Here is a 22,254-nt window from a genome sequence, read left to right on the forward strand (position 1 = left end):
GACCAGAATTTTGATTCAGTAACTATAATGAATGATCATTTCTTTCAGCAGTTTTACTTGCATGAAAATAAAGATGTACATCTACTAAATCCATGGGTGAGTGAACGTTACCATAGAGAAAGAGAAAAGTTATTTTATTATGCGTTACAGGTGAATAAAGAATTCGTTTTATCTAGTACCTGTATGCGAAGTAATTTGAAAAACCTACTGATGATGTGGAGAGGTACAGATGGTAATGAAACTATCAAATTTAAAGAGAACGATAAAATCAATGCATTTTCATCTTTATATCAGACAATTTCTATTTTAGTACCTGTAATTTCAACTACATTTGCTTCAGTAGGAAGATTTTTGGAATATGTTCAAAAACCTTATGAACTAGGAACATTGATTATTGATGAAGCAGGGCAGGCGCAACCACATCTCGCACTGGGCGCTATGCTAAGATGCAAAAAGGTACTTGTAGTTGGTGATCCTAAACAAGTTGAACCGGTTGTAACAGATGATCTGGATGCAATTAAGCAATTGCTGAAAAATGAATATACAACACCATATAGTGATAAGCACATTTCAGTACAGCAGTTTTCGGATAAGCTTAATCCATTTGGCACTTATTTAAATGATTCAAGCGGAGAAAAACTTTGGGTTGGATGTCCTCTGGTTGTCCATAGAAGATGTATCAATCCTATGTTTGATATATCAAATCGTATTTCATATGATGGTGTTATGATTCAGCAGACAAAAGAGCCTGATCAGAATATTGTGGATACATTTGCCATTCCTATTTCGAAGTGGTTACAATGCAGTGGTAAAGAAAAAAATCATTTAAGAAAAGATCATTATGTACCGGAACAAGGTAAAGAAACGTTGAATATTATTAAATTGGCATTTGAAAAGGCTAAAGGAGATAAACCTGATTTGTATGTAATCTCACCGTTTACCTCAGTAGTAGAAGGTTTGAAGAAAGAGATAAGAGAGTCCGATTTTTACAAATTGAACAAGGAAAATTATAATGAATGGATGGAGTCTAATATTGGTACAGTGCATACATTCCAGGGAAAAGAAGCAAATGAAGTTGTGTTGCTATTGGGCTGTGATCAGGATGCGAAAGGCGCTGTTACATGGGTAAATGCCAATATTATCAATGTTGCTGTTACACGAGCCAAATATCGATTATGTATCATTGGTGACTATAGAATTTGGAAACAAAATCAAGTTTTAAAGATAACCAAGGGGGTAATTGATGCTTATACTTTACAATATTTAAATCAACTTAAAGAAGCTGATCAAACAAATCAAAATAAAGAGTTGATCACTTTATTAATGAAACAACTTCCTTCGTCATCTGATTATGTTAATGAAAAAGGAGATGGCGAAGAGGATATCATAGATACTTATATCTTGATGAAGGAATTAAAGAAAATCAAGTTTGCCAAGAATTTTCTTACAGAAGAAGAGAAAAAGATTTATCATTTAACTGATGAAGATTTAAATGAACTCAGTTATTCGGTAAAGTCACATTTACTTACAGGAATCAAGATCAACTCCCTGTATGAAGCGCTTTTCTATGATAACAATATCCCATTCGAGGACTTTTCATTTAAGAATATCATGTTTTGTAAAGCGACTGAACTTTATATGAGAGAAAGCTTTATAAGTGTAATTCAAAGTCAATTTAAAGATGCCAAAAAAAAGGATAATAATTATACTATCGGATATATGGCTAAGAAAATAAACGATAATATAGATACATTTATAAGATTACTAAATGATAAATATTATAATGGCATTTGGTGGAAAATATACGGGAAAAAGCTAAACGATATCAATGTACTACGAAGAACATGTTGCCACCCTGATGAGTTTCTATTGGCGGATGAGCAGAATTTAAAACAGTTGCTGTTTGACGAGGAAGTATTTAAAAACTTGAAAGTAGGAAGAAGGATTGCCAAGAATATTGAAAAACTCAATATTAAATGTGTACAATAGTATTATCGAAAAAATTTATAATATGTTTTAAGTGGAAATAAGCAAGGAATAATAGCATGAATCAAATCCTTAATAGTTAGAATTGTGGTGACAGATTTATATTTTACAACAAAGGTAAATATTCATTTTTATGGACATTACAATTTGTGAGTTTTCATTTCTGTTATCTTATGACAAGCATAATGCAAGTAGAATCTTTAAGAGGAGGGCGTTATATATGCTTAGTAAATTACACCTTGTCGATAGAATAAAAGTCATCATCATGTAAGTTTAAAAGTATGATTTTTATGACTAGGAGGAATTTATTCATTATGACCTTCATAAAAAAAGAATAATCAAATCAAAGATAGTTTATAAAAAAGAAATAGATGAATAACACATATTTCTAAGAAATATAGATCCCTAAATTTGCATACATAGGTAAAAGCCTCTAAAGATTTTCAGTACATATGTTACGCTCTGGATATTCTTTACTCCATTCTCAAGGACTTTTATAATACGAAACAGATTGATGCGATACTTTATCAAGAATTTTTAAAACAGCTTTCTATTGCGCAATAGAGAAAAGAAACGTGAATCGCGCTAATAGATTTTTACGACTATATTATTCTCGTGAGTACAAGTTGGTTGCCTGGCTTTGCATATTGATAATTGCTCTTAAACTACTATTACTGTTGTAATAATAGTTTAAGAAACAGTGTCTTTGCATGATACCATCCATTTAGCCTATAAGATCCCTAAAAATTAAACTCTTCTTCCCATGCAAAACTACCCGACTTTTCAAGGCTTTTCGGCCAATGCGCACACCATGCAGGTACTTTAGGATCCTCAATACAATCAAGACTAGGCGTATAAGGCTTTATATCCAGAACAGGTGAGCCATCATTCGCATCAATATAAGCAATCTGTACTACGCCCTTTTCATAATCAATATGAAGTATCTCAACCGCGGTTAACGCAATCGGGTTCGGACGAATCGGGGATCTTGTCGCAAAGATTCCCATTTCCTTCGGAGCCTTTTTATATGGCTGTTTTGTCTTTAAGACAGTCCTGTACACATCCTCATCATAACCGTTAAACCACCAGATGATTTGCAGATGGCTGAAACCATCCAATGCCTGCAACGCTGGAATATAATTCTCATCCACCTGAATAAATGTACCTCCCTCCTCACTGCTGTGAATAGAACCTACAGAATAAACTTCAAATTTTGTCATGATTTTTTCCTCCATTTCATCTATACCAATACGATAATCCCTCACACCGTGTGAGGGTCAAGAGGTAAATTTCAATATTTGTTAAGCATGCGCAAAGGAATCTGCAATTCCGTGAGATAACTGCCAGCATCTTCCTCATTCCACGGACCACGGTGTATCATCTGCCGATTTGCACCTTTCATTTCATATTGTCTGTTTGTCTCCAGCCATTTTGCAAAGGATTGATATGCCGCAGATATATTTGAAAAATCTCCATATACCATAAGTGAGGCCATCAATGGCTCTTCTTCCACCTCACGACATTGAAATCCATCACAATCTCTGATTGCTTTTTTTACAGGCAGACACAATTCCACATCCACATTCGCTTCTTTGTAATCCTCATCATGATAAATGGAAAAAGTGGTTGGAGAACAATCAACTCTATGTTGCCTTGCAAAATCAGATAGCTTCTCCCAGAGCATTTCTTCCGCATAATAATCAGGAATAAGTTCTCTTATTGATACCACAAGACAGCGTGGAATCGACTTTATCGTAACATTAGAATGCATATCAGCAGTTCCCTGAAGAAAGTCCTGCTTTGCATGATCAATTCTATGAAGCTTCTGTTCCTCTGCTTTTATCGCAAGCGCAATCTCCTTTTCCTTATTCTTTAATGCCTCCATCATCCTATCGTCATTTCCTAAAACTAAACCTTCTATCTCAGCTACTGTAAAACCACAATCCCGTAAATATAAAATCCTGTTCAGAACAGGAATCTGCTCCACAGAATACATGCGATATCCTGTCCATGGATCACTCTGTGCAGGCTTCAGAAGTCCCACCTCATCATAATAACGCAGCATTCTGACAGAAACCTGCATCAGCTTGGAAAACTCACCAATTCGAAACATAAATCGCCTCCGTTCTGCTTCTTATTATAAGGCAAGATTTTTATACTTCAATAGGAAACGCAATGTACATGCCAAAGCACTGAATCTAACTTGAAAAACCAATAGACTATCTGTAAAAATCACTAAAAAATAAAAACAGTCATGGTATACAATTCGTCGCATTACTAAATCATAGCTTTATGTCTTACATCGCTAATTGCCTATTCTTAAGTGAACCCTATCTGATTGATATGTACTTATTTCAACAGCTTACGATAATCATTTTAATATTTCACCAGGCATGGTAAAATATGTATATCATTCATAAATCCAGCACAAGAGGATTTTTTTACATCACAATATATAGCATAAATCATACCAATAAAATGAAGGAGCATGGCCATGGACTATTTAGATAAAGTAAAAGCGCAGCTAAAGAAAATGTCAATAGAAGAAAAGGACGCATGGATATTAACGCAGGCAAAATTGATCTCCAATAACAAACAGAATGATTTTTTAATGGCACTATCCGGAACAAAGAAAATCATTGATATGCCAGCACTTGATGATATAGATACCTTATGTACGAGGATTGAAACAGGTGATATCTATCTTGAGTATGTTACTCATTATCATGAATTTGACGAAGATGGCAGATATATGGATGATTGGGTAATCTGGTATAATGATCCGTTTTCAATCCTGCCAATGCTGGAAAGAATATTTACCGGATGCCATCAGCTCGGAGTGCTGGAAGAATATCAGTTAGTATACGATTTGTTAACCAGAATTTTTGAATTGAAGTTCTCTGTTGAAGAGAGTGAAAATTCTGAGGATGCACCGGAAGAGGATTATATTGAATTGTCAGATTCTAAAATCGAAGAAGAGTTATCTTATGATTTAGATAAAGCAGCTACAGACTGGATCATCTCATTTATGTATTTAACAACTGAACAAAGCGATAAAGATCGTGCGGAAAAGCTTATCAATATGTTAGAAACATCCATCTGTAAGAATCTGAAGCCAAGAATTCTGAAGGATTTAGGCGGAACTGAGAAATTGTTTGTTTCTATGCAATCTGCTTTAGAAATTGCAATTGCTGATTTGGAAACAAAAAAGACTGAAATTCTGAAATCCGGAAATAGAGGTAGAAAACTTTTTGAAATAAAAGAAAAATTAACTCGAAGCAACGAACTTCTGACAGATATTCGTATGCGATGCTTAGAAAGGAAAAAGGAAGAACAAATGGAATCATTTTTAGAGGATAGATGGAATGATGTGTGTGAGGTTGTCGAGTGGTTGAGCTTTGAAAAATATATCGATGATCAACCGGAAATTGATACAGTTTTGGAAATTTGTGAAGAACTTGTTCAATCTGATGAAATTCAGTATGATGATTGGCAGTTAAGAAAAAAGGTAATTACCGATATTGTTGAACATGATTACTATGATTGTCTTGGCGCTTCCGATATTATGGATGAGCTTGCTGAAAAACTATGTACAAATGATGAAGAATACCAGGCATATGCGGATATTCTATATATCTATAGAAATGAAGAAAAAGCAGCGTTTATATATAATCAACATGGCAGAGAAGATAAGTATATTACTTATTTAGAAAATCATTTAGGAAGAGAACAAAAGAATTATAATGCTTTAATTACATACTACAATCTGCATAATCAAAAGGATGATGCAATACGTGTTGCTCAGCTGGGATTAAAAAAATGTAAAGATGATTTAACAGATATCTTTATTTTTCTCCTTTTGCATACAAGAGATAATGATGCTACATGGTTTGAAAAATTATTTGCTAGCGCAAAACGGAGAAAGAATGTGGATATGAAAAAAATTGATATAGTAATGCAAAGGTGAATGATGTAATCTTGGCGAAGTGTACAAAGGTCCAGGGAAATGCTTTAGAATCAACAATTTTAACACTTTTATAATAAATGCAAAATCTGATAAATGGAGCGAACACAGAAGTAAAGAAAAGCCAATAACATAAGCAAATAGACATCAATATTTTATCATGATAGGAGAACTCTTATGCAACATGAGGATAGAATACAGCAACTGGAACAGGAAAATGCATTTCTAAAAGCTGAACTAAGAAAAAGAGGGTATTTTTATCTTTCTGCAAACGAAAAGCTATCTACTATAGATAAAATAGAAATCTATTTAAGTTATTTCAGAGGAAGACCGGATGTTTATGCCGAAAGATACTTTCGTAAGAAGCATCAGAAATTCGGTTGGAATCCCGCATGTGACAGAAGTTTTCAAGCAGGGTGTAAAAAGGGAAAAATAAAAAATCATTGTAGTATCTGTCCAATCTCTCAATTTCCATCTCTGGATGGGGTTATCCTAAAACATCACTTCACTGGGAAACTGACATGCGAAGGGATTGGAATTTATCCTTTACTAACGGATAATACCTGTTATCTTCTGGCGATGGATTTCGACGAGGATAACTGGTTTGATGACATGCTGAGTGTCTATAAAACAGCCTTGCGCTTTGAAATTTATCCATTAATGGAACGATCTTCTTCCGGACAGGGTGGACATTTATGGCTGTTTTTCGAATCACCGGTAAAAGCATTAAAAGCAAGAAAGCTTGGTTCTTTACTCATTCAGGAGGCAATAGAAGGTAATAAAAATCTAAACTTTAATTCCTTTGACAGAATGTTTCCCAATCAGGACTATCTGCCACAGGGAGGCTTTGGAAATCTGATTGCTCTACCGCTGCGACATGATGCGTATTTAAAAGGTAATTCCGCTTTTATCAATGATTTACAGCAGGTGATCGACCATCCCATAGAATATCTTGCTTCCTTGCCTAAACTGCAGGAACAGCAGCTGGATCAGATTTTAAACAGCTATTACAAAAATGATTATTTCTTCGATCAACAGCAAATGGGATTATCCTTAGATACAAATATGAAATATTCCAAACAAATGTATGGTCTGGAAAATACCATGCTCTGTATAGAAAAGAAGGATTTAAATCTTTATACGTTATCTGTATTGAAAAGACTTGGCTCCATGTACAATCCGGAATATTTTTTGAAACAGAAATTGAAAAAAACGATTTATCGGGAAACAACTCCCAGAGTACTGAGCTATTATGAAGAAGATGATAGGTATTTATATTTGCCAAGAGGACAAAAATATAAACTGCAAGAAATATTTCCGGAAGCTGAAATACAGCTCGAAGCACAGGTAACAAACGGTCAGGTAATCGATACAGCGTTTATAGGAGAATTGCGACAGAATCAACAGGAGGCTGTCAATACACTGATGCAGTTTGATATGGGAATTATGAAGGCAGTTCCGGGTTTTGGTAAAACAGTTATGGCATTGTATATGATAGCGCAAAGAACAGTATCTACTTTAGTTATCGTACCCAATAAAGAAATCCAAAAACAATGGGAACAACGGATTCATGAGTTTTTAACTATACCGCCATGTAAATCAAAAAGAGACTCCTATATCGGAATCTATAACGGCTCCAAGAAAAAACTGAGAGGGCATATAGATATCGCCGTTGCTGCATCTTTAGCAAATTTAGAAAACATTGCAGTTACCCTAAAGGAATATGGCATGATTATCGTTGATGAATGTCATCATGCCGCCAGCGATACATTTACCAGAGTTTTGAGAAACGTGAATGCAAAGTATATATATGGCTTTTCGGCAACTCCCAAAAGAAAAGACGGATTGGAGAAAATCATGCATATGTTCTGTGGTCCTATTCGCTATGAAACAGTTCATTTCAAATACAGAATACATACAGGTTCCAACAGCTCCTGATTCCCAGAATGACGACTATGCGGTGTCTGGATGATAATAAAACCTACACGCAGTATTGCAGCGACATTATGAACGACCAAAATCGAAATTATCTGATTGTGAAGGATGTGGTGAAAGAATTTCAGAATGATGGTAAAATCATTATCCTGTCAGAGCGTAAGCAGCATCTGACAGTCTTATATGAGATGTTAAAGCACATGCATATACATGTGTATGTACTGACTGGTGAAAGAAAAACAAAAGAGAGAAATGAAATCATTGCAAAAGTACGGAATTTTAATAACCAGGAGAAATTCATCCTCTTGGCAACTAGCAAGCTTCTTGGTGAAGGCTTTGATTTGCCTGCCTTATCAACGTTATTTCTTGTTATGCCGATTTCTGATGAATCCAGGATAGAGCAGTATACAGGAAGAATTCATAGAAATGTGGAAGGTAAGGATATGGTGAAGGTATATGATTATGTTGATGCTCATATACCTATGCTGGAAGGAATGTTTCGCAAAAGGTTGAAGCAGTACCAGAAAGAAGGCTACTTTCTGCAGGAACAAAATCAAATTGTTGAAGTTTCCCAGCTGATGTATGAAGGACAGAGCTATAAACATGTATTCCTTGACGATATAAAGGCGTCCAGCAGTGAAATCCTGATTATGAACGCGCATTATGAGTTAGGAAAAATCAAAAGCTATTTTGATGTCATGCAGGAAAAGGCACATCAAAATGTTCAGCTGTATGTCGTCTTGAATGATGAGCAAAGACAAAAGGAAATGCTCGTGCGAACGATAGAAGGAATGGGTGCAGCTATTTTGTACAGCAATCATTCAGCACATTTTGTTGTGATTGATAAAGAAATTATCTGGTACAGTGATATGGATTTCCTTGGAAGGGCAAAAAAAGATGGTTTAAGTACAAGGCTGAAAGATCCGCATCTGGTAAATGAAATTATGAAAATTGCACAGGATGAACAGCTGCAAAATATAGAATGACACAAAGGCAAGCTTATGGTGAATACGAAAATGAATGTAAAATAGAAAATAAAAAAGCCAGATACTCCAATGCCCTTTGGAATTAAGGTAAAAGCTGTATGAGGAAAATGCCATTGTGGAAGCTATCACTGTTAATGATACCAAAGCCTGTTTCCGCGTAAAAAGGAACGATACTGCGGTTTTACAGAAAACAGAGCATGCCGTTACGATTGCTTGCAACTGTCCGTATTTTGGAGAATGCAGGCACGAGGTAGCTGAATTACAGTATCTTGAAAAGCATCCAGTATTGAAATCAATACAGACCGGTCACGACAGAGATTAGTCATCTGGATGATTTTTAGCTTGAGGTTAAGGAACAGCTGTATGAGCTGGATGAAAATGATGAGGATTTATCGCATGAGGAATGACTGTGTTTACGCTATCAGACAATTCAACGTGAAAGGCATGTGGAAACCAAGCTACGGATGCTGATTTATTTATCAAAGAAAATCGTAGTATCCCCTGATGTATGGATGGTGATTGTTAAGGATCTGAATCAGAATCCGGAATCTGTAAAAGCGGTAATTTCAAACAGGAAGGAACAGGATATGATTTTCATGCTAAGCGAAGGAATATGAGCTGTGGGGGAATCTGGTTCCTCAGCATAGGAAGCATTGATGATATGCTTTCAGGAGAGAATGATGGAATTGGAACATGTATTCGCTAATGCAGGTATGTAAGGCAGGATAGCAGGAAAGTCAAAACTGTAAACGTACATATAAGAATCGGAGGTCCCCATATGGATGAGCATTTTATTTATATCGTACTGGAAATCGTATCGGAAATACCCAAAGGAAGCGTCGCAACCTATAAACAGATTGCGGAGCTGGCCGGCAGAGAGCGAAATGCCAGACAGGTTGGCAAGATTCTTTCCGCTTCCTCTCTATATGGCGAATACCCCTGCCATCGCGTCGTTAACAGTGCGGGTAGAACTGCACCGGACTGGAATGAACAAAAGGATCTCCTCATAGACGAGGGCGTGACCTTTAAACCTAATGGAAACGTTGACCTTAAAGCCTGTCAGTGGAAAATATAAAGCAAGCACCTCTATCAAAAGAACCACTAGCAAAACCCAAACAGAGGCACGCTTAACCTGACGAGTGAACTTCCCAAATTACTGTGTGATAAATTATTTTCAAAAAGAATACAGCAACCTTGCAGTTTCTAATGAGAAACCGTCATTTCCTGAATTCATGCTAACAAATTCGGAAAAAGTGTCTTATAATGTAACTGACAGGGGAATTTTCCCGCAAACTTTACAAGCCAAGGAGCAATCGATTATGGAAAAAAATATACGTCTGGTTATATGTGATATTGACAGTACCCTCGTTACTTCCGAAAGAGAACTGACACCAAGAACGAGAGCTGTCATCCATCAGCTTCACGCAAAAGGAATTTACTTCGGCATCGCATCAGGCCGGTCATTGGATGAACTGGCAAAAAAAGCAGCACTGTGGGGAATCTCATACCCCTTTGATATCCTGATCGGCATGAACGGCTCCGAGCTTTGGGATAACCTTCATCAAAAGGAATTCAGCTACTTTAAAATGAAAAAGGCGTGGATCAAAGAAACAATGGAGCTGATGAAGCTCTTTGATTCTAACTGCTTTATCTATCGTGATGACTGCCTGCTCTGTGAACGCGATGACGCACAAATGCGCAAATCCGCCCTGACCAGTGACAAACATATGGTTGTCGTGGACTCTCTCTCTGTCATGTATGAGCAGGAGAACGCTAAAATCATGTATCGTGTCAAAGAAGATATCGTGGATGAAATCGAACAATATTTGAACCGACATCCCTCTCCTTACTATAAAGGCTTCAAAACGCAGCCGACCCTCATCGAATTTGCAGACAAACGGGTATCCAAAGCCTATGCACTGAAAAAATTCTGTGAATGTAACAGAATAACACCGGAAGAGGTCGTTGCCTTTGGCGATACGACCAATGATAATGACATGCTGGCATACAGCGGTCTTGGTGTCTGTATGATCAATGGCAGTGATGATACCAAAGCGATTGCAGATGATATCACCGCATACAGCAATGATGAAGACGGCTTTGCCAGATACATGGAAGATCATTTCTTGAAATAACAGAGGCATACAGGTGAATATCTCTCGGTTATCCGCCTAAACACAATAGACACATACAGGAACGTGTCTTCATTGATTGTTGCAGCCTGCATGCAAATCCTGATAACCCCCTGCAGGGTCAGAAATTTCATATGGACAAGGAAACACAGCATTCAATCACCAGTACCGACAATACTATACCTGTAGGAATCTCTGGTTTAAGACGATCTACAAACGAACGCATATCCAAAGAACCCGGCCTGCACAAAATGATAAAGCCCATAAAAAAGTATCCGTAAGGGATTCACTTCCATCAGGAATACATCCTATAGCCAGCCGGATACTTTTTACTACGCGATTCTTTCCTCTTGTTATTATCACACAAAATGCAATAACATGCCAATCAACACTTTTCGATTGATAGAGTAAAAAAGTTATGGGATTAAAATCATTCACATATATCTTTAACACAGATTCAATGAGAGTACATTAAATAAGGTATAGAAGTACATTCGTATTCTCAATATTTAATTATCTTCGTTTATTTAATTGTATCTTGATTATACGAATTTTCAAGTTTCTATTATACTTTTAATTTCAATTTAAAAATCCCATAAACTTTTGACTCTATCTTTTCGATTCACATCTACCGCTTTTCCTTTACTCCATACTCTTCAAAGACTCCACCATATCAATATGATTCAATACACGGTTTGTAATCAGATTTACGATAACTGCAAAACCAAAGGACAATATCACCGTATACAGATAGCTTATGGGACGTATCGTCACAGCGAAATGGATCGACGGCATATTCAGCACATACGTAAGGCTCTGTGCAAGTATCGTACCGGCAGGAAGCCCAGCCAGAATACCCAGAAATGTCAGAAGCAGCGTTTCCTTATTCACATAGGAATGCACTTCCTTATCATAAAAGCCCAGCACCTTAATCGTCGCAAGCTCCCGTACCCGCTCTGATATATTTGTTGTGGACAATGTGAACAGAACAACGAAGGCAAGAGCGGCAGCCATGGCTAAAATCAGATAGACAACCGAGGTTATCAGGGAAAAGGAGGTTTCAAACGCATCCTGCATCGACGAAGTGCTTACAACAGACAACACACCCTCCCTGTCCTCCAGCTTCTGCACATAGCTGTCCTTCTGCTGTTTACTGATATCGCCCCTAAAATTCGCCAGCACTGCATTCTCCCTATAAGAACCAAACAGCGACTCATAGGTGTTTTCACTCATATAGATGGTATTTCCCAGATAATTCTGAACGATTCCCGTGACCTTCACACGCTTTTCCTTAAAATCGCTGTTCTGCACACGTATCGTATCCTTCAAAGAAAAATCTAAAACCTGCGATGCATTCTGCGTCACATATACATCGCCCATTTCAAGCGTTACCGGATCACCATCCAAATCCTCCAGTGAGAGATACGAAGCCACATCCGCCTGTTCGGGAAAGACCATCAGCTGTACGCGTTCTTCCTTATTTCCACTGCTCTTGATTGTGGCATTATCCACCAGCAGCGCCAGGCACTCGCTCACCTCATCATCCCTTGAAAGCGATTGGTATACATGCGCATCATCCTTCATCACCATGAGATCATAGCGGTAAATATGCTCATACTGTCTCGGAATCAATGCACTGACGGAATCATTGATCGCCATGGCGCACAGCACCAGCGCACTGCAGCCCATAATCCCGAACACCGTCATCAGCATTCGTTTCTTATAGCGAAACAGATTCCTTGCCGTAACCTTATTCAAAAACGTCAGATTCCTCCATAACGGACGAATCCGCTCCAGCAGAACTCTTGCGCCTGTTCGTGGCGCCTTAGGCCGCATCAGTACAGCCGGCATATGCTTCAGCTCTCCATGAACCGCAATCCACACGGCAACCAGTATCCCGCCGGTAAACAATGCGATTCCACCGATTCCATACCATGCGTCAAACTGCAGACGGTAATTCGGAAGCAGGTATAATGTCTGAAAGATACGGAACACAAACTTCGGAAGCAGAAGGAAGCCGCCGATATCCCCGATGATACCTCCCAGCAAACAGGCACTTCCCGCATACAGGAGATATTTCTTCATGATTTCTATATTTCGAAACCCCAGCGCCTTGTAGGTTCCAATCAACAGGCGCTCTTCCTCCACCATTCTGGTAATCGTCGTTAACGCAATCAGAATCGCAACCGTGAAAAATACAATAGGAAAGGCTGTGCCAACCGCCTCGATGGAAGCCGCATCACTCTCAATATTGCTGTAGCTGGAAAGTGAGGAGCGATCCTGAATGTACCACTTCGGATGCTCAATGGAAGAGGTATCCACATATGCGGCGGCCTGTGGATCAATTGCATATACCGCAAGCTTCATCTGCTCCACCAGCTCATCATAGCGCCTGTCCTCCTGCTGCTGCTTCACATCCTGTTCCAGCGTTTCCTTCGTCCGTTTGATCAGCGCCTCATATTCATCCGAATACGACGCCATATCCCGGCTGCCCTTTACCTGTACATAGGCTGCCGTATAGGCAGGGATAGAAATACCGTCTTCCCTGATAAAGCATACGTAGCGGCTTGCCGAAATGGAACGAAACGACGCTGCCCCGTCTTTATTGTTCAAATCCGAAGGGTCCTGCACGATGGCAGATATGGTATAAGTGCTTCTGATCTGCGATGGTTCATGAAACCGGATCGTATCACCGATCGTTTTTCCGCTGTCATCCGCATAGGTTTTGGAAACAGCAATCTCCTTCTCGTTTTCAGGCAGCCTCCCCTTCAGGAGATAAGGTGTATTCAACTGTCCGCCCAGTGTCTGTACATCCGTATTCTGTGAACTGCCCTTTACGGAGGTGTACACCGTTTCCCTATAGACACCTTCTGCACGCCCGATCCCATCCGCCTTTCGCAATGCCGCAAGATCGTCCTCATCCAGCCCCATCGTTGACACAATCTGAATATCGAATACCTGCTGTGCATCGTAAAACTGATCCGCACTGTAGCGAAGATCGTCACAGGCAGCCTTCAATCCGCTCAGCATCATGACACCAAGCGCAGTGATAATCAGGATGGAACAAAAGCGCTTCTTGTTGCGGAATATCGTTCTGCGGATATCTTTACCGGATGCTTTCATTATCATCACCACGCAATTTCGGAAACCGGCAGCGGTGTATTGCGTACCATTTCACTGACTGCCCCGTTTTTAAAGCGTATGATGCGATCCGCCATCTGTGCAATAGCCGCATTGTGTGTGATGATGAGAACGGTCATCCCTGCCTGGCGGCTCAGCTTCTGTAACAGCCCCAAAACCATACGCCCGCTTTGATCATCCAGCGCGCCGGTCGGCTCATCGCAAAGCAGCAGCTTCGGTTTTTTGGCAATGGCTCTGGCAATGGCGACCCGCTGCTGTTCTCCTCCGGAAAGCTGCCCGGGGAAATTACTGCTTCGATGTGACAATCCGACGAGCTTCAGAATTTCTCCTGCATCCATGCTGTCCTTCTTCATCTGATTTGCCAGCTCGATATTCTCAAGGGCGGTCAGATTCGGTATGAGATTATAAAACTGAAACACAAAGCCGATATCATAGCGCCGGTATTCCACCAGCTGTCTGTGATTGCAGGCGGTGATATCTCTGCCATCCACAAGCAGTTTTCCACTGGTAGCGGTATCCATACCGCCCAGAATATTCAATGCCGTCGTCTTGCCGGCACCCGATGGTCCCAGGATGACCGCAAGCTCGCCCTGCTCTACGGAAAAGCTGGCACCGTCCAGGGCTCTGGTTACGACTTCTGCACTGTGATAATGCTTTGCGATGTTGTCAAATGTGATATATGCACTCATAAAGTCCTCCATGATTCCTATGAACAATTATAAAATGGAACGTAAAGCGTATCAATAAACAATATGCGACATGCTGTTGAGTGATTGAAATACAGCGGCCGGCATGGTATCATAAAACAAGGTGAAGTGTAACAGAAAAGCTGTGCAGGCAGCCTTGCATGATTAGAAATGAGAATATGCGATACCTGTATAATTATGGTATTCATTCGCAAATCTTATTCCCGTGATACACGTTCCTCATTCCTGCATGAAAAACTTATCAGCCACATATGCAAACAATTCATGAAAGTACGCCTCTATTGAGCCACTATGCAATCTTTCGGATTAAGACAGCATGGCGTAGGGCGGCTTTGCATATGGAAAATACGTGCATATTGATGGATAACAGAGAGCTTCCATAAGCAGATAATCATGACCGTATTCCATACTGTACACAAAAACCTAGAGGCAATCAAAATTCAGCCGGTACATGTTTGGATGACATGCTGTATCCGTCAAAGCATCCGCTTAAACATGTGAAGGCTGCAACGCACAACGCTTTATGAAATCGAAAGAAAGAAGGGGAACGCCGCTATGAAAAAACAGCCGCAGATTACAGAACAGACAAAGGACAAGCTGCGCTCAGCCTTCTGGACGCTTTATTCCAGTAAGCCGATCGATAAAATCACCATAAAGGAAATCACAGATCTGGCAGGCTATAACCGGGGAACCTTCTATTTATACTATAAGGATGTCTATGATATCCTTGCATCTATAGAGGCTGAGCTGCTGCAGGCATCTGAACAGATTCTTGAAACAGCAAGAGAAAGCGAGCTGTCCGGGTTAAAAAATCATATGAGCATGATTATGGAGCTGGCCAGGAAATATTCCGCCTATGTAAGTGTATTGCTGCGGGACCCTTCCAGCAATCAGTTCAGCAGGAAGCTGCGGGAAATGATATGGCCAATACTGCGTCCGTATGTAATTCAGCATCCCTGTACCGAGCAGGAGGAAAGCATTCTGGAGGAATTTTACCTCTGCGGTCTGCTTGCCGCAATTTCAAGCTGGGTCAAAGAGGAGGAGCCGCTTCCCATTGATCAGTTTATCAGCTTTGTGTTATCAACTATACTGCCATTCAGCTGGAAAGCCTGAACACAGGATTGCAGGCAATCAGGAATGTATGCAGGAAGCATATGCATACGGATGCTGCGCATACAGAACCGTGAAATTGTCTGCGGATTATCCACATGTATATAGGATGATCGAGCCAGCTGTGAATTGCATATATGCATACAGGGCTGCAGGAAAATCATGGAACTGTCTTATGAGGTGTGCGCATGAATTTTGAAATGAGATGAGAGGGTGACGATATGAGGATAGCTATTGTAGAGGATGAGCAGGATTTAGCCTTGGAGCTGCATGCACTCCTGCAGAAGCTGGGCAGCCACAGCATTGCGCTGTTTCCCGGAGGAGAGCAGTTTCTATTCGCATGGGAGGAGCAGCCCTATGATCTGGTGTTTCTGGATATACAAATGGAGGGTATGAACGGTTTAAAGATAGCTCGCAAAGTACGGGAAAAGGACGCACACGCCTATCTTGTGTTTTTGACAAATGACCCCTCCTTCGTATTTGAAGGCTATGAGGTAAATGCCGTCCGCTACTGGCTGAAGCCGGTACAGGAGGAAAAGCTCTGTCAGCTGTTGGATCAGCTGGAAGCACCGAAAGCGTATCTGTTATGGTCCATAGATGGAGAACTGCGCAAGCTGTATGAGGAGGATATTTATTATTTGGAAAGTGATGCACATTATGTGCGCTGTCATCACCGCAAGGGGATCTTCCGCATGAAGGGCAGCTTTCAAAAGGAATGTGCCGGACTTTCCGGCGACTTTCTGAGCTGTCATCGCAGCTACTGTGTGAATCTGAATCACATCCATGCACTGCGCAAAGATGGCTGTATGCTGGATAATCAGGAATGCATCCCGGTAAGCAGAGGAATGAAACAGCGGGTGCAGGAGGAAATTATGAAGCGCTGCAAGCGGGATTTGTTATGCAGATTCTGATACTGCTGCCGCTGCTGGTTCACCTGTGGCTGCTTCGGAAGCAGAGAAACAGACTGCTGTGGGAGGCTGCCGCTTCCCTGATTGTCTTTTCTGCACTCCTGTATACAGGGGATCGCCGGCTGTATGCCGCATTTCTTCTGCTTATTTTTATCCTGGATACAGGCGGGGAGTATATCCTGCATATCATCGTACCCGTTTTTATCCTGCTGACCTGGCCGCTTTCGTATGCCCCCTTTGTCTGGACACTGCTGGAGCTTGTGCTCGTACTCTATGATAAGCTGATGATCCGCAGCTATGAACAACAGCTGCAGGAATATCAGAATAAGGTATTTGACCGGCAGGTGCAGGAGGTGGAGCATATGTATACCACCATGCGTGCATGGCGGCATGACTATCATAATCACCTGCAGAATCTCAAGGCGAAGCTGCGGAAGGCGGAGCTGGAGGAATCGCTGAGCTATCTGAATGAGCTGGAACAGGAGCTGGATGATATCCGGCAGCTGGTGGAAACCGGGAATGCCAATATGGATGCAATCCTCAACTCCAAGCTTTCTCTGGCACTGGCGCAGGGAATTGATATCAACGTGAAGGCAAGCGTTCCCGAAAGCATACCGTTTCAGGATACGGATATGTGTGCTCTGCTGGGAAATCTGGCGGATAACGCGGTGGAGGCCTGTGCAAAGGTAAAGGAGCAGCCGTTTTTACGGCTGTATATCGGTCTGTACAAGGGACAGCTGTATATCTCCTGTACCAACGCCACCAGTGAAGCTGTCCGTAAGCTGGATGCGGACTATGTGACAAAAAAACGCGGCAATCACGGACACGGGTTAAAGCGTATGAACCTGATTGTTGAAAAATATGACGGCTTTATACAGCGGAAAAACGAGCCCGGAGTATTTCTTACGGAGATCATGCTGCCGCTGCAGGAATCCGACAGAACCCGAAAGTGAAATGCTGTGGGGAACACAGAGGTATTCTCTGCTGTATGCATAATTACGAACACAGCGAAATCCGCTTTATGTTGTACTGCCCTATATCCGATTATCGAGGAGGTATACAACCATTCGTGTACGAAAATCTGCAATTCGTGCACGTTTTGTTATTATTGCGAGCTTTTGCTTTATACTGCAGTTGTGAGGTGAGAATATGAAAAAAACGATACCGGGAAATATGCTGTATCTGCTTAAAATTTTATGGAAAATCGACCGTCACACCTTTTGGAGCATGCAGCTTCACATACTGCTTGGCGCGATCGTCCCCTTTATTTCTGTACTGATTCCCAGTGTGATTATAAATCTGCTGCTGAAGGAACGCTCGCTATCAGATTTTGTACTTGTGCTGGGAGGGCTGTTGCTGCTGTATGGAATCCTGCAGGGACTGGTAAGCTATTTAAACGAATACAATGCATTTGCGTTTATTAAAAGCCGGGGGTTGTATTTTGTCCGTAACGTATATATGGGAAGAGCACATCTGGACTATGCTCAGCTGGAAAATGAGGAATACAAGAAAATACTGGAGGATGCGGTAGAGGCGATCGAATCCAATAACAGCGGACAGGAGGGAATGTTCCATGACTTCATCATCTTTGCCACATCACTTCTGGGACTGGTGCTGTATGCACTGGCTAGCTCTGGACTCAGTATATGGTTTGTACTTGGTCTGCTTCTGCTAGTGGTTTTGCAATATGCATTGTTTTCCATTGCCAGACATTATGAATATTCACACCGCTCAGAACTGGATGGCTATCTTATCGAAACACGCTACCTGAATCAGATTGCATATGACACAGCGGCAGGCAAGGATATTCGCCTGTATCAGCTGCAGGAGTGGATCAATGATAAATTTGAACATGTAAACCGCCTGATCGCCCGTATTCGCACCAGGGATTACAGTGCCTATATGCTGGTGGATACGCTGGGAGTGCTGCTGGATTTTGTGCGGGATATCGCCTGCTATGCATTTTTGATCAACCGGCTGATTGCAGGAATGGCGATTGATGAGTTTGTATTCTATCTCGGTATTATTTCCGGCTTTTCCCTCTGGTTTAAAAAGGTGGAGGAAAGCTATGCGAGAATGTCGGTGAACAATGTACTCATCAATCGGATGCGTACGGCATTGCATATGAAAAACAGGATGCATCACGGCAGCGGTGTCAAATTGGATCAGAAAGAGATTACGATTACCTTTGATCACGTGTCCTTCTCCTATCCGAATCAGGATAGAAGCATACTGGAGGATGTTTCCTTTACCCTGCAGGATGGAAAAAAGCTTGCACTGGTCGGCGCAAACGGAGCCGGGAAAAGTACGATCGTAAAGCTGATTCTAGGCTTTTATACACCAAGTGCGGGGAATATTTATATCAGCGGCACGGATATATGTGAGCTGGATCTGGATGATTTGTATACGCATATCACAGGTATTTTTCAGGATGCAGTGATGCTCAGCTATTCCATTGCGGAAAATGTAAGCATGCAGGATATTTCTGACACCGATCTACAGCGGGTGAAGGACTGTCTCAAGCGCTGCGGACTCTGGGAGTTTATATCCGCACTTCCGCAGCAGGAGCTGACGCATATCGGCAAGGATATCGAAGAGGATGGAATTCAGCTGTCCGGAGGTCAGAAGCAAAAGCTGTTTATGGCCAGAGCGCTGTATCGCGACTTCGGGTGTCTGTTGCTGGATGAGCCGACAGCTGCACTGGATGCACTTGCGGAAAAAGAACTGTATGAAAGCTATCATGAGCTGACACAGGGAACCTCCAGTCTGTTTATATCTCATCGGCTGAGCTCCACAAGATTCTGTGATGAAATTCTCGTGCTGGATCAGGGGCATATCGCAGAGCGGGGAAGCCATGATGAGCTGCTGGAAAAGCAGGGGATTTATGCGGCGATGTTTCAGGCACAGTCGCAATATTATGAGAAAGAGGGTGACGGATGTGAATGCATGGCAGGAAATTAAAAAATTCACCGGTATAGTCCGGTTGAGCAATTCGCATATTGTCTGGATCTGGGCCGGCTATGGAATTACGAATGCGCTATCTCCGTTTATCACCCTGTATTACTCCGCAGAAATTCTGAATCAGCTGATTGTAAAAGAATATACGGCTGCATTTCAAACGGCGCTTCTCATGTGCACAGGGGTACTGTTCTGTTCCCTGCTGGCAAAGGCGTTTTATAACCGTCTTAAGGTTATCTGCCGAACAGCGGTACAGCGAATTGATCAGAAGCTGCTGTATAAGGCGATGTGCATGGAATATGAGCGTATGGAAACACAGGAAACCATGGATACGCTAAGAAGAACACGCAATTCCAGCAATGGCTCCGGTAAGATTGACTCCGCAATCGAGAATTTCGCATTATGCAGTTCCTCACTCTGTACGATCCTTCTGGCACTGCTTGCGTTAGGTACTTTGATGCTGCAGATTCACACATGGGATATCTATCTCCTTTTGCTGCTGGCGGTTTTGGCTGTATTTCTGTTATTTAAAAATGCATTCGCAAAGAAGCATGGCGCTCTTCTCGAAAAGCTGTGTAAGGAAAATGATCATAATAATGCTCTGGTTAATTACCTGTGGGGTTTGTTCTACAGGATGGAAACGGCTAAGGAAATCCGTCTTTATCATATGGATGCTTTGTTTGAAGCGAAAAATGATGAGCTTATGCAGGATCCGGCTTTCCGCAGCTTCGGCAAGGATAACGGAAAGCTGCTGTTTCAAAGTGATCTGCTGGGGCAGGTGCTTTCCTTCAGTGCCTACATGTATGTAGCTACTCTGGCCATGCGTTCCATCATATCCATCGGGCAGGTGTTGTATATGGCGGGAATTATCCTGAAGGCAGTGGATGCGATTGCAAACTTTCAGGTAGACTATGCACAGCTTCGCCATCAGCTCTCCTATCTGAATGCGTTTTATGATTTCCTGCATCTTCCCAATATGCATTATGACGGAACGCTTCCCATTGAAAAACGGGATGATGGAGAATATGAATTTGTATTCCGTCATGTTTCCTTTCGTTATCCGCAACAGAAAAACGATGTCCTGCATGACGTGAATATCCGGTTTCATGTAAGGGAAAAGCTGGCGATTGTGGGGATGAACGGTGCAGGGAAAACCACGATTGTGAAGCTGCTTTGCCGGCTGTATGATCCAAGTGAGGGAGAAATATTATTAAACGGAATCAATATCCAAAAGTACGATTATGCAGAATATACAAGTATCTTCTCTGTTGTGTTTCAGGATTTTGCACTGTTTTCTTATCCGCTGGATGAAAATGTTGCCGGAGCATCTACACCGAACGAAAAAAGGATTGCGTCTGTCCTGCAGCGTCTGGATATATGGGAGCGCATCAAGTCGTTTACCGATCAGGAGCACAGTCTTCTGTTTACGAATTATGCGAATGGTGTGAATGTGTCCGGCGGAGAGGCACAAAAGCTGGCTATTGCCCGAGCTTTGTATAAGGACGCTCCCTTTGTGATTCTGGATGAGCCAACCGCCGCACTGGATCCGCTGTCGGAAGCGGAAATTTATGAGCATTTCGATATGCTGGTAAAAGGAAAAACAACCCTGTACATCTCTCATCGCATGAGCTCCTGCAAATTCTGTGACCGCATCATTGTTATGGAACAGGGGAAGGTGGAGGAAGAGGGGACACACGATACTCTGCTGAAGGAGAATGGCGTGTATGCACAGCTCTGGAATGCGCAGGCGCAGTATTACAGTGAGTAAGGGTGTTTCTTATGGATTTCTTAAACGTGAACATCTGTTGGTTAAGGCAGCAGCATATGAAATTCTGTAAACCATTCCGGTATTGAAAAGAGAATTCTGAAAAATGGATACCGCCTTTTATTTGTTATTTGAAAACAGGATATATAATAGAAAGTATGCGCTTTAACATTTGCTAACAGAATTTTAAGAAGCGTGATGCTACAATTTACTAATTTATTTAGAATTTCTTAAATAATTACAGCTTTATTGGGTGTCTTTCGTTAGCATATCAATGCTAGTAATTCTAAGTGGCAGTAAATAATTATTCAAATTTTACCAAAAACATGTTATTATATAAATATTGATATATATGTACAATTACTACGTATTATAAATATCTTATTTACAAAGTTATACTTTATGAAATTGTCTAAAAACAGCAGATTATGCTGTTTTTTTTGCATAAGAATAAGGAAAAATGCCCTTTTATACACGTGTTTATATATGTATAGGTTTATGTATAATACATGTGGATTATGTAGCAATTTGAAATATGGGCGTGGTATGCTACATAAAGAAAGAGAAAGCTGGTGAAAGAATAGAATGAATAAAATAAGCATATGAAGCTTAAATAAAAATGTACAAGCTATATGGAGAATTGAATTATGGATAGGAGAGAA

The 22,254-nt window shown here is 41.0% G+C and carries 17 protein-coding genes; 13 read left to right on the plus strand and 4 right to left on the minus strand.

What is annotated here, in order from left to right:
* Nucleotides 1-27: 27 nt before the first annotated feature.
* Nucleotides 28-1,989, plus strand: coding sequence for a hypothetical protein (locus tag G4D54_06180; protein QJA05159.1), 1,962 nt, complete (start codon nucleotides 28-30; stop codon nucleotides 1,987-1,989).
* A gap of 737 nt (nucleotides 1,990-2,726) precedes the next feature.
* On the opposite strand, the gene tsaA is transcribed toward G4D54_06180, so the two are convergent.
* Entirely contained in the window at nucleotides 2,727-3,206 is a 480-nt protein-coding gene (tsaA, locus tag G4D54_06185; GenBank protein ID QJA02043.1) for a tRNA (N6-threonylcarbamoyladenosine(37)-N6)-methyltransferase TrmO, read from the minus strand.
* A gap of 71 nt (nucleotides 3,207-3,277) precedes the next feature.
* Nucleotides 3,278-4,099: a MerR family transcriptional regulator gene (locus G4D54_06190; GenBank protein QJA02044.1), complete on the minus strand. Its 822-nt coding sequence runs from the start codon at nucleotides 4,097-4,099 to the stop codon at nucleotides 3,278-3,280.
* 381 nt (nucleotides 4,100-4,480) lie between these two features.
* On the opposite strand from G4D54_06190, the gene G4D54_06195 reads away from it, so the two are divergent.
* The 7 genes from G4D54_06195 to G4D54_06225 all read left to right on the plus strand — a co-directional run bounded on the left by G4D54_06195 (nucleotide 4,481) and on the right by G4D54_06225 (nucleotide 11,006).
* The gene (locus G4D54_06195; GenBank protein QJA02045.1) at nucleotides 4,481-5,953 is read left to right on the plus strand and encodes a hypothetical protein; all 1,473 of its coding nucleotides are present in this window, start codon (nucleotides 4,481-4,483) and stop codon (nucleotides 5,951-5,953) included.
* A 174-nt stretch (nucleotides 5,954-6,127) separates the two neighbouring features.
* Entirely contained in the window at nucleotides 6,128-7,888 is a 1,761-nt protein-coding gene (locus G4D54_06200) for a DEAD/DEAH box helicase family protein (GenBank protein QJA02046.1), read from the plus strand.
* An 8-nt stretch (nucleotides 7,889-7,896) separates the two neighbouring features.
* On the plus strand, nucleotides 7,897-8,871 hold the full coding sequence (locus tag G4D54_06205; GenBank protein QJA02047.1) for a helicase: 975 nt from the start codon (nucleotides 7,897-7,899) through the stop codon (nucleotides 8,869-8,871).
* A gap of 115 nt (nucleotides 8,872-8,986) precedes the next feature.
* Entirely contained in the window at nucleotides 8,987-9,193 is a 207-nt protein-coding gene (locus tag G4D54_06210; GenBank protein ID QJA02048.1) for a hypothetical protein, read from the plus strand.
* Nucleotides 9,194-9,317: 124 nt separating this feature from the next.
* On the plus strand, nucleotides 9,318-9,488 hold the full coding sequence (locus G4D54_06215; protein QJA02049.1) for a hypothetical protein: 171 nt from the start codon (nucleotides 9,318-9,320) through the stop codon (nucleotides 9,486-9,488).
* A 161-nt stretch (nucleotides 9,489-9,649) separates the two neighbouring features.
* Nucleotides 9,650-9,946: a DNA methyltransferase gene (locus G4D54_06220; protein ID QJA02050.1), complete on the plus strand. Its 297-nt coding sequence runs from the start codon at nucleotides 9,650-9,652 to the stop codon at nucleotides 9,944-9,946.
* Between the two features lie 244 nt (nucleotides 9,947-10,190).
* Nucleotides 10,191-11,006 (plus strand): HAD family phosphatase, encoded by an 816-nt coding sequence (locus G4D54_06225; GenBank protein QJA02051.1) that lies wholly within the window; start codon nucleotides 10,191-10,193, stop codon nucleotides 11,004-11,006.
* A gap of 639 nt (nucleotides 11,007-11,645) precedes the next feature.
* Here the strand turns inward: G4D54_06225 and G4D54_06230 are convergent.
* Nucleotides 11,646-14,132, minus strand: coding sequence for an ABC transporter permease (locus tag G4D54_06230; protein ID QJA05160.1), 2,487 nt, complete (start codon nucleotides 14,130-14,132; stop codon nucleotides 11,646-11,648).
* Nucleotides 14,132-14,833: an ABC transporter ATP-binding protein gene (locus G4D54_06235; GenBank protein QJA02052.1), complete on the minus strand. Its 702-nt coding sequence runs from the start codon at nucleotides 14,831-14,833 to the stop codon at nucleotides 14,132-14,134. The genes G4D54_06230 and G4D54_06235 overlap by 1 nt, the downstream gene beginning before the upstream one ends.
* A 573-nt stretch (nucleotides 14,834-15,406) precedes the next feature.
* Between G4D54_06235 and G4D54_06240 the strand changes: the two genes are divergently transcribed.
* The 5 genes from G4D54_06240 (at nucleotide 15,407) to G4D54_06260 (ending at nucleotide 21,595) form a co-directional block, all read left to right on the plus strand.
* The gene (locus G4D54_06240) at nucleotides 15,407-15,964 is read left to right on the plus strand and encodes a TetR/AcrR family transcriptional regulator (GenBank protein ID QJA02053.1); all 558 of its coding nucleotides are present in this window, start codon (nucleotides 15,407-15,409) and stop codon (nucleotides 15,962-15,964) included.
* Nucleotides 15,965-16,182: 218 nt separating this feature from the next.
* Complete coding sequence (locus G4D54_06245; GenBank protein QJA02054.1) at nucleotides 16,183-16,872, plus strand: response regulator transcription factor; 690 nt, start codon at nucleotides 16,183-16,185, stop codon at nucleotides 16,870-16,872.
* Nucleotides 16,860-17,822 (plus strand): GHKL domain-containing protein, encoded by a 963-nt coding sequence (locus G4D54_06250; protein QJA02055.1) that lies wholly within the window; start codon nucleotides 16,860-16,862, stop codon nucleotides 17,820-17,822. Before G4D54_06245 ends, G4D54_06250 begins: the two co-directional genes overlap by 13 nt.
* Nucleotides 17,823-18,018: 196 nt before the next feature.
* On the plus strand, nucleotides 18,019-19,830 hold the full coding sequence (locus G4D54_06255) for an ABC transporter ATP-binding protein (GenBank protein ID QJA02056.1): 1,812 nt from the start codon (nucleotides 18,019-18,021) through the stop codon (nucleotides 19,828-19,830).
* On the plus strand, nucleotides 19,787-21,595 hold the full coding sequence (locus G4D54_06260; GenBank protein QJA05161.1) for an ABC transporter ATP-binding protein: 1,809 nt from the start codon (nucleotides 19,787-19,789) through the stop codon (nucleotides 21,593-21,595). Before G4D54_06255 ends, G4D54_06260 begins: the two co-directional genes overlap by 44 nt.
* The last annotated feature ends 659 nt before the right edge of the window (nucleotides 21,596-22,254 follow it).

This window comes from [Clostridium] innocuum, from assembly GCA_012317185.1.
Lineage (GTDB): Bacteria > Bacillota_I > Bacilli_A > Erysipelotrichales > Erysipelotrichaceae > Clostridium_AQ > Clostridium_AQ innocuum.

Bases quoted from the DNA above. Each gene is read 5' to 3' on its own strand.
- G4D54_06190 (QJA02044.1), bottom strand. From the start codon at position 4,099: ATGTTTCGAATTGGTGAGTTTTCCAAGCTGATGCAGGTTTCTGTCAGA.
- tsaA (QJA02043.1), bottom strand. From the start codon at position 3,206: ATGACAAAATTTGAAGTTTATTCTGTAGGTTCTATTCACAGCAGTGAG.
- G4D54_06225 (QJA02051.1), top strand. From the start codon at position 10,191: ATGGAAAAAAATATACGTCTGGTTATATGTGATATTGACAGTACCCTC.
- G4D54_06250 (QJA02055.1), top strand. From the start codon at position 16,860: ATGCAGATTCTGATACTGCTGCCGCTGCTGGTTCACCTGTGGCTGCTT.
- G4D54_06260 (QJA05161.1), top strand. From the start codon at position 19,787: ATGAGAAAGAGGGTGACGGATGTGAATGCATGGCAGGAAATTAAAAAA.
- G4D54_06245 (QJA02054.1), top strand. From the start codon at position 16,183: ATGAGGATAGCTATTGTAGAGGATGAGCAGGATTTAGCCTTGGAGCTG.
- G4D54_06180 (QJA05159.1), top strand. From the start codon at position 28: ATGAATGATCATTTCTTTCAGCAGTTTTACTTGCATGAAAATAAAGAT.
- G4D54_06255 (QJA02056.1), top strand. From the start codon at position 18,019: ATGAAAAAAACGATACCGGGAAATATGCTGTATCTGCTTAAAATTTTA.
- G4D54_06200 (QJA02046.1), top strand. From the start codon at position 6,128: ATGCAACATGAGGATAGAATACAGCAACTGGAACAGGAAAATGCATTT.
- G4D54_06230 (QJA05160.1), bottom strand. From the start codon at position 14,132: ATGATAATGAAAGCATCCGGTAAAGATATCCGCAGAACGATATTCCGC.
- G4D54_06235 (QJA02052.1), bottom strand. From the start codon at position 14,833: ATGAGTGCATATATCACATTTGACAACATCGCAAAGCATTATCACAGT.
- G4D54_06240 (QJA02053.1), top strand. From the start codon at position 15,407: ATGAAAAAACAGCCGCAGATTACAGAACAGACAAAGGACAAGCTGCGC.
- G4D54_06205 (QJA02047.1), top strand. From the start codon at position 7,897: ATGACGACTATGCGGTGTCTGGATGATAATAAAACCTACACGCAGTAT.
- G4D54_06195 (QJA02045.1), top strand. From the start codon at position 4,481: ATGGACTATTTAGATAAAGTAAAAGCGCAGCTAAAGAAAATGTCAATA.
- G4D54_06220 (QJA02050.1), top strand. From the start codon at position 9,650: ATGGATGAGCATTTTATTTATATCGTACTGGAAATCGTATCGGAAATA.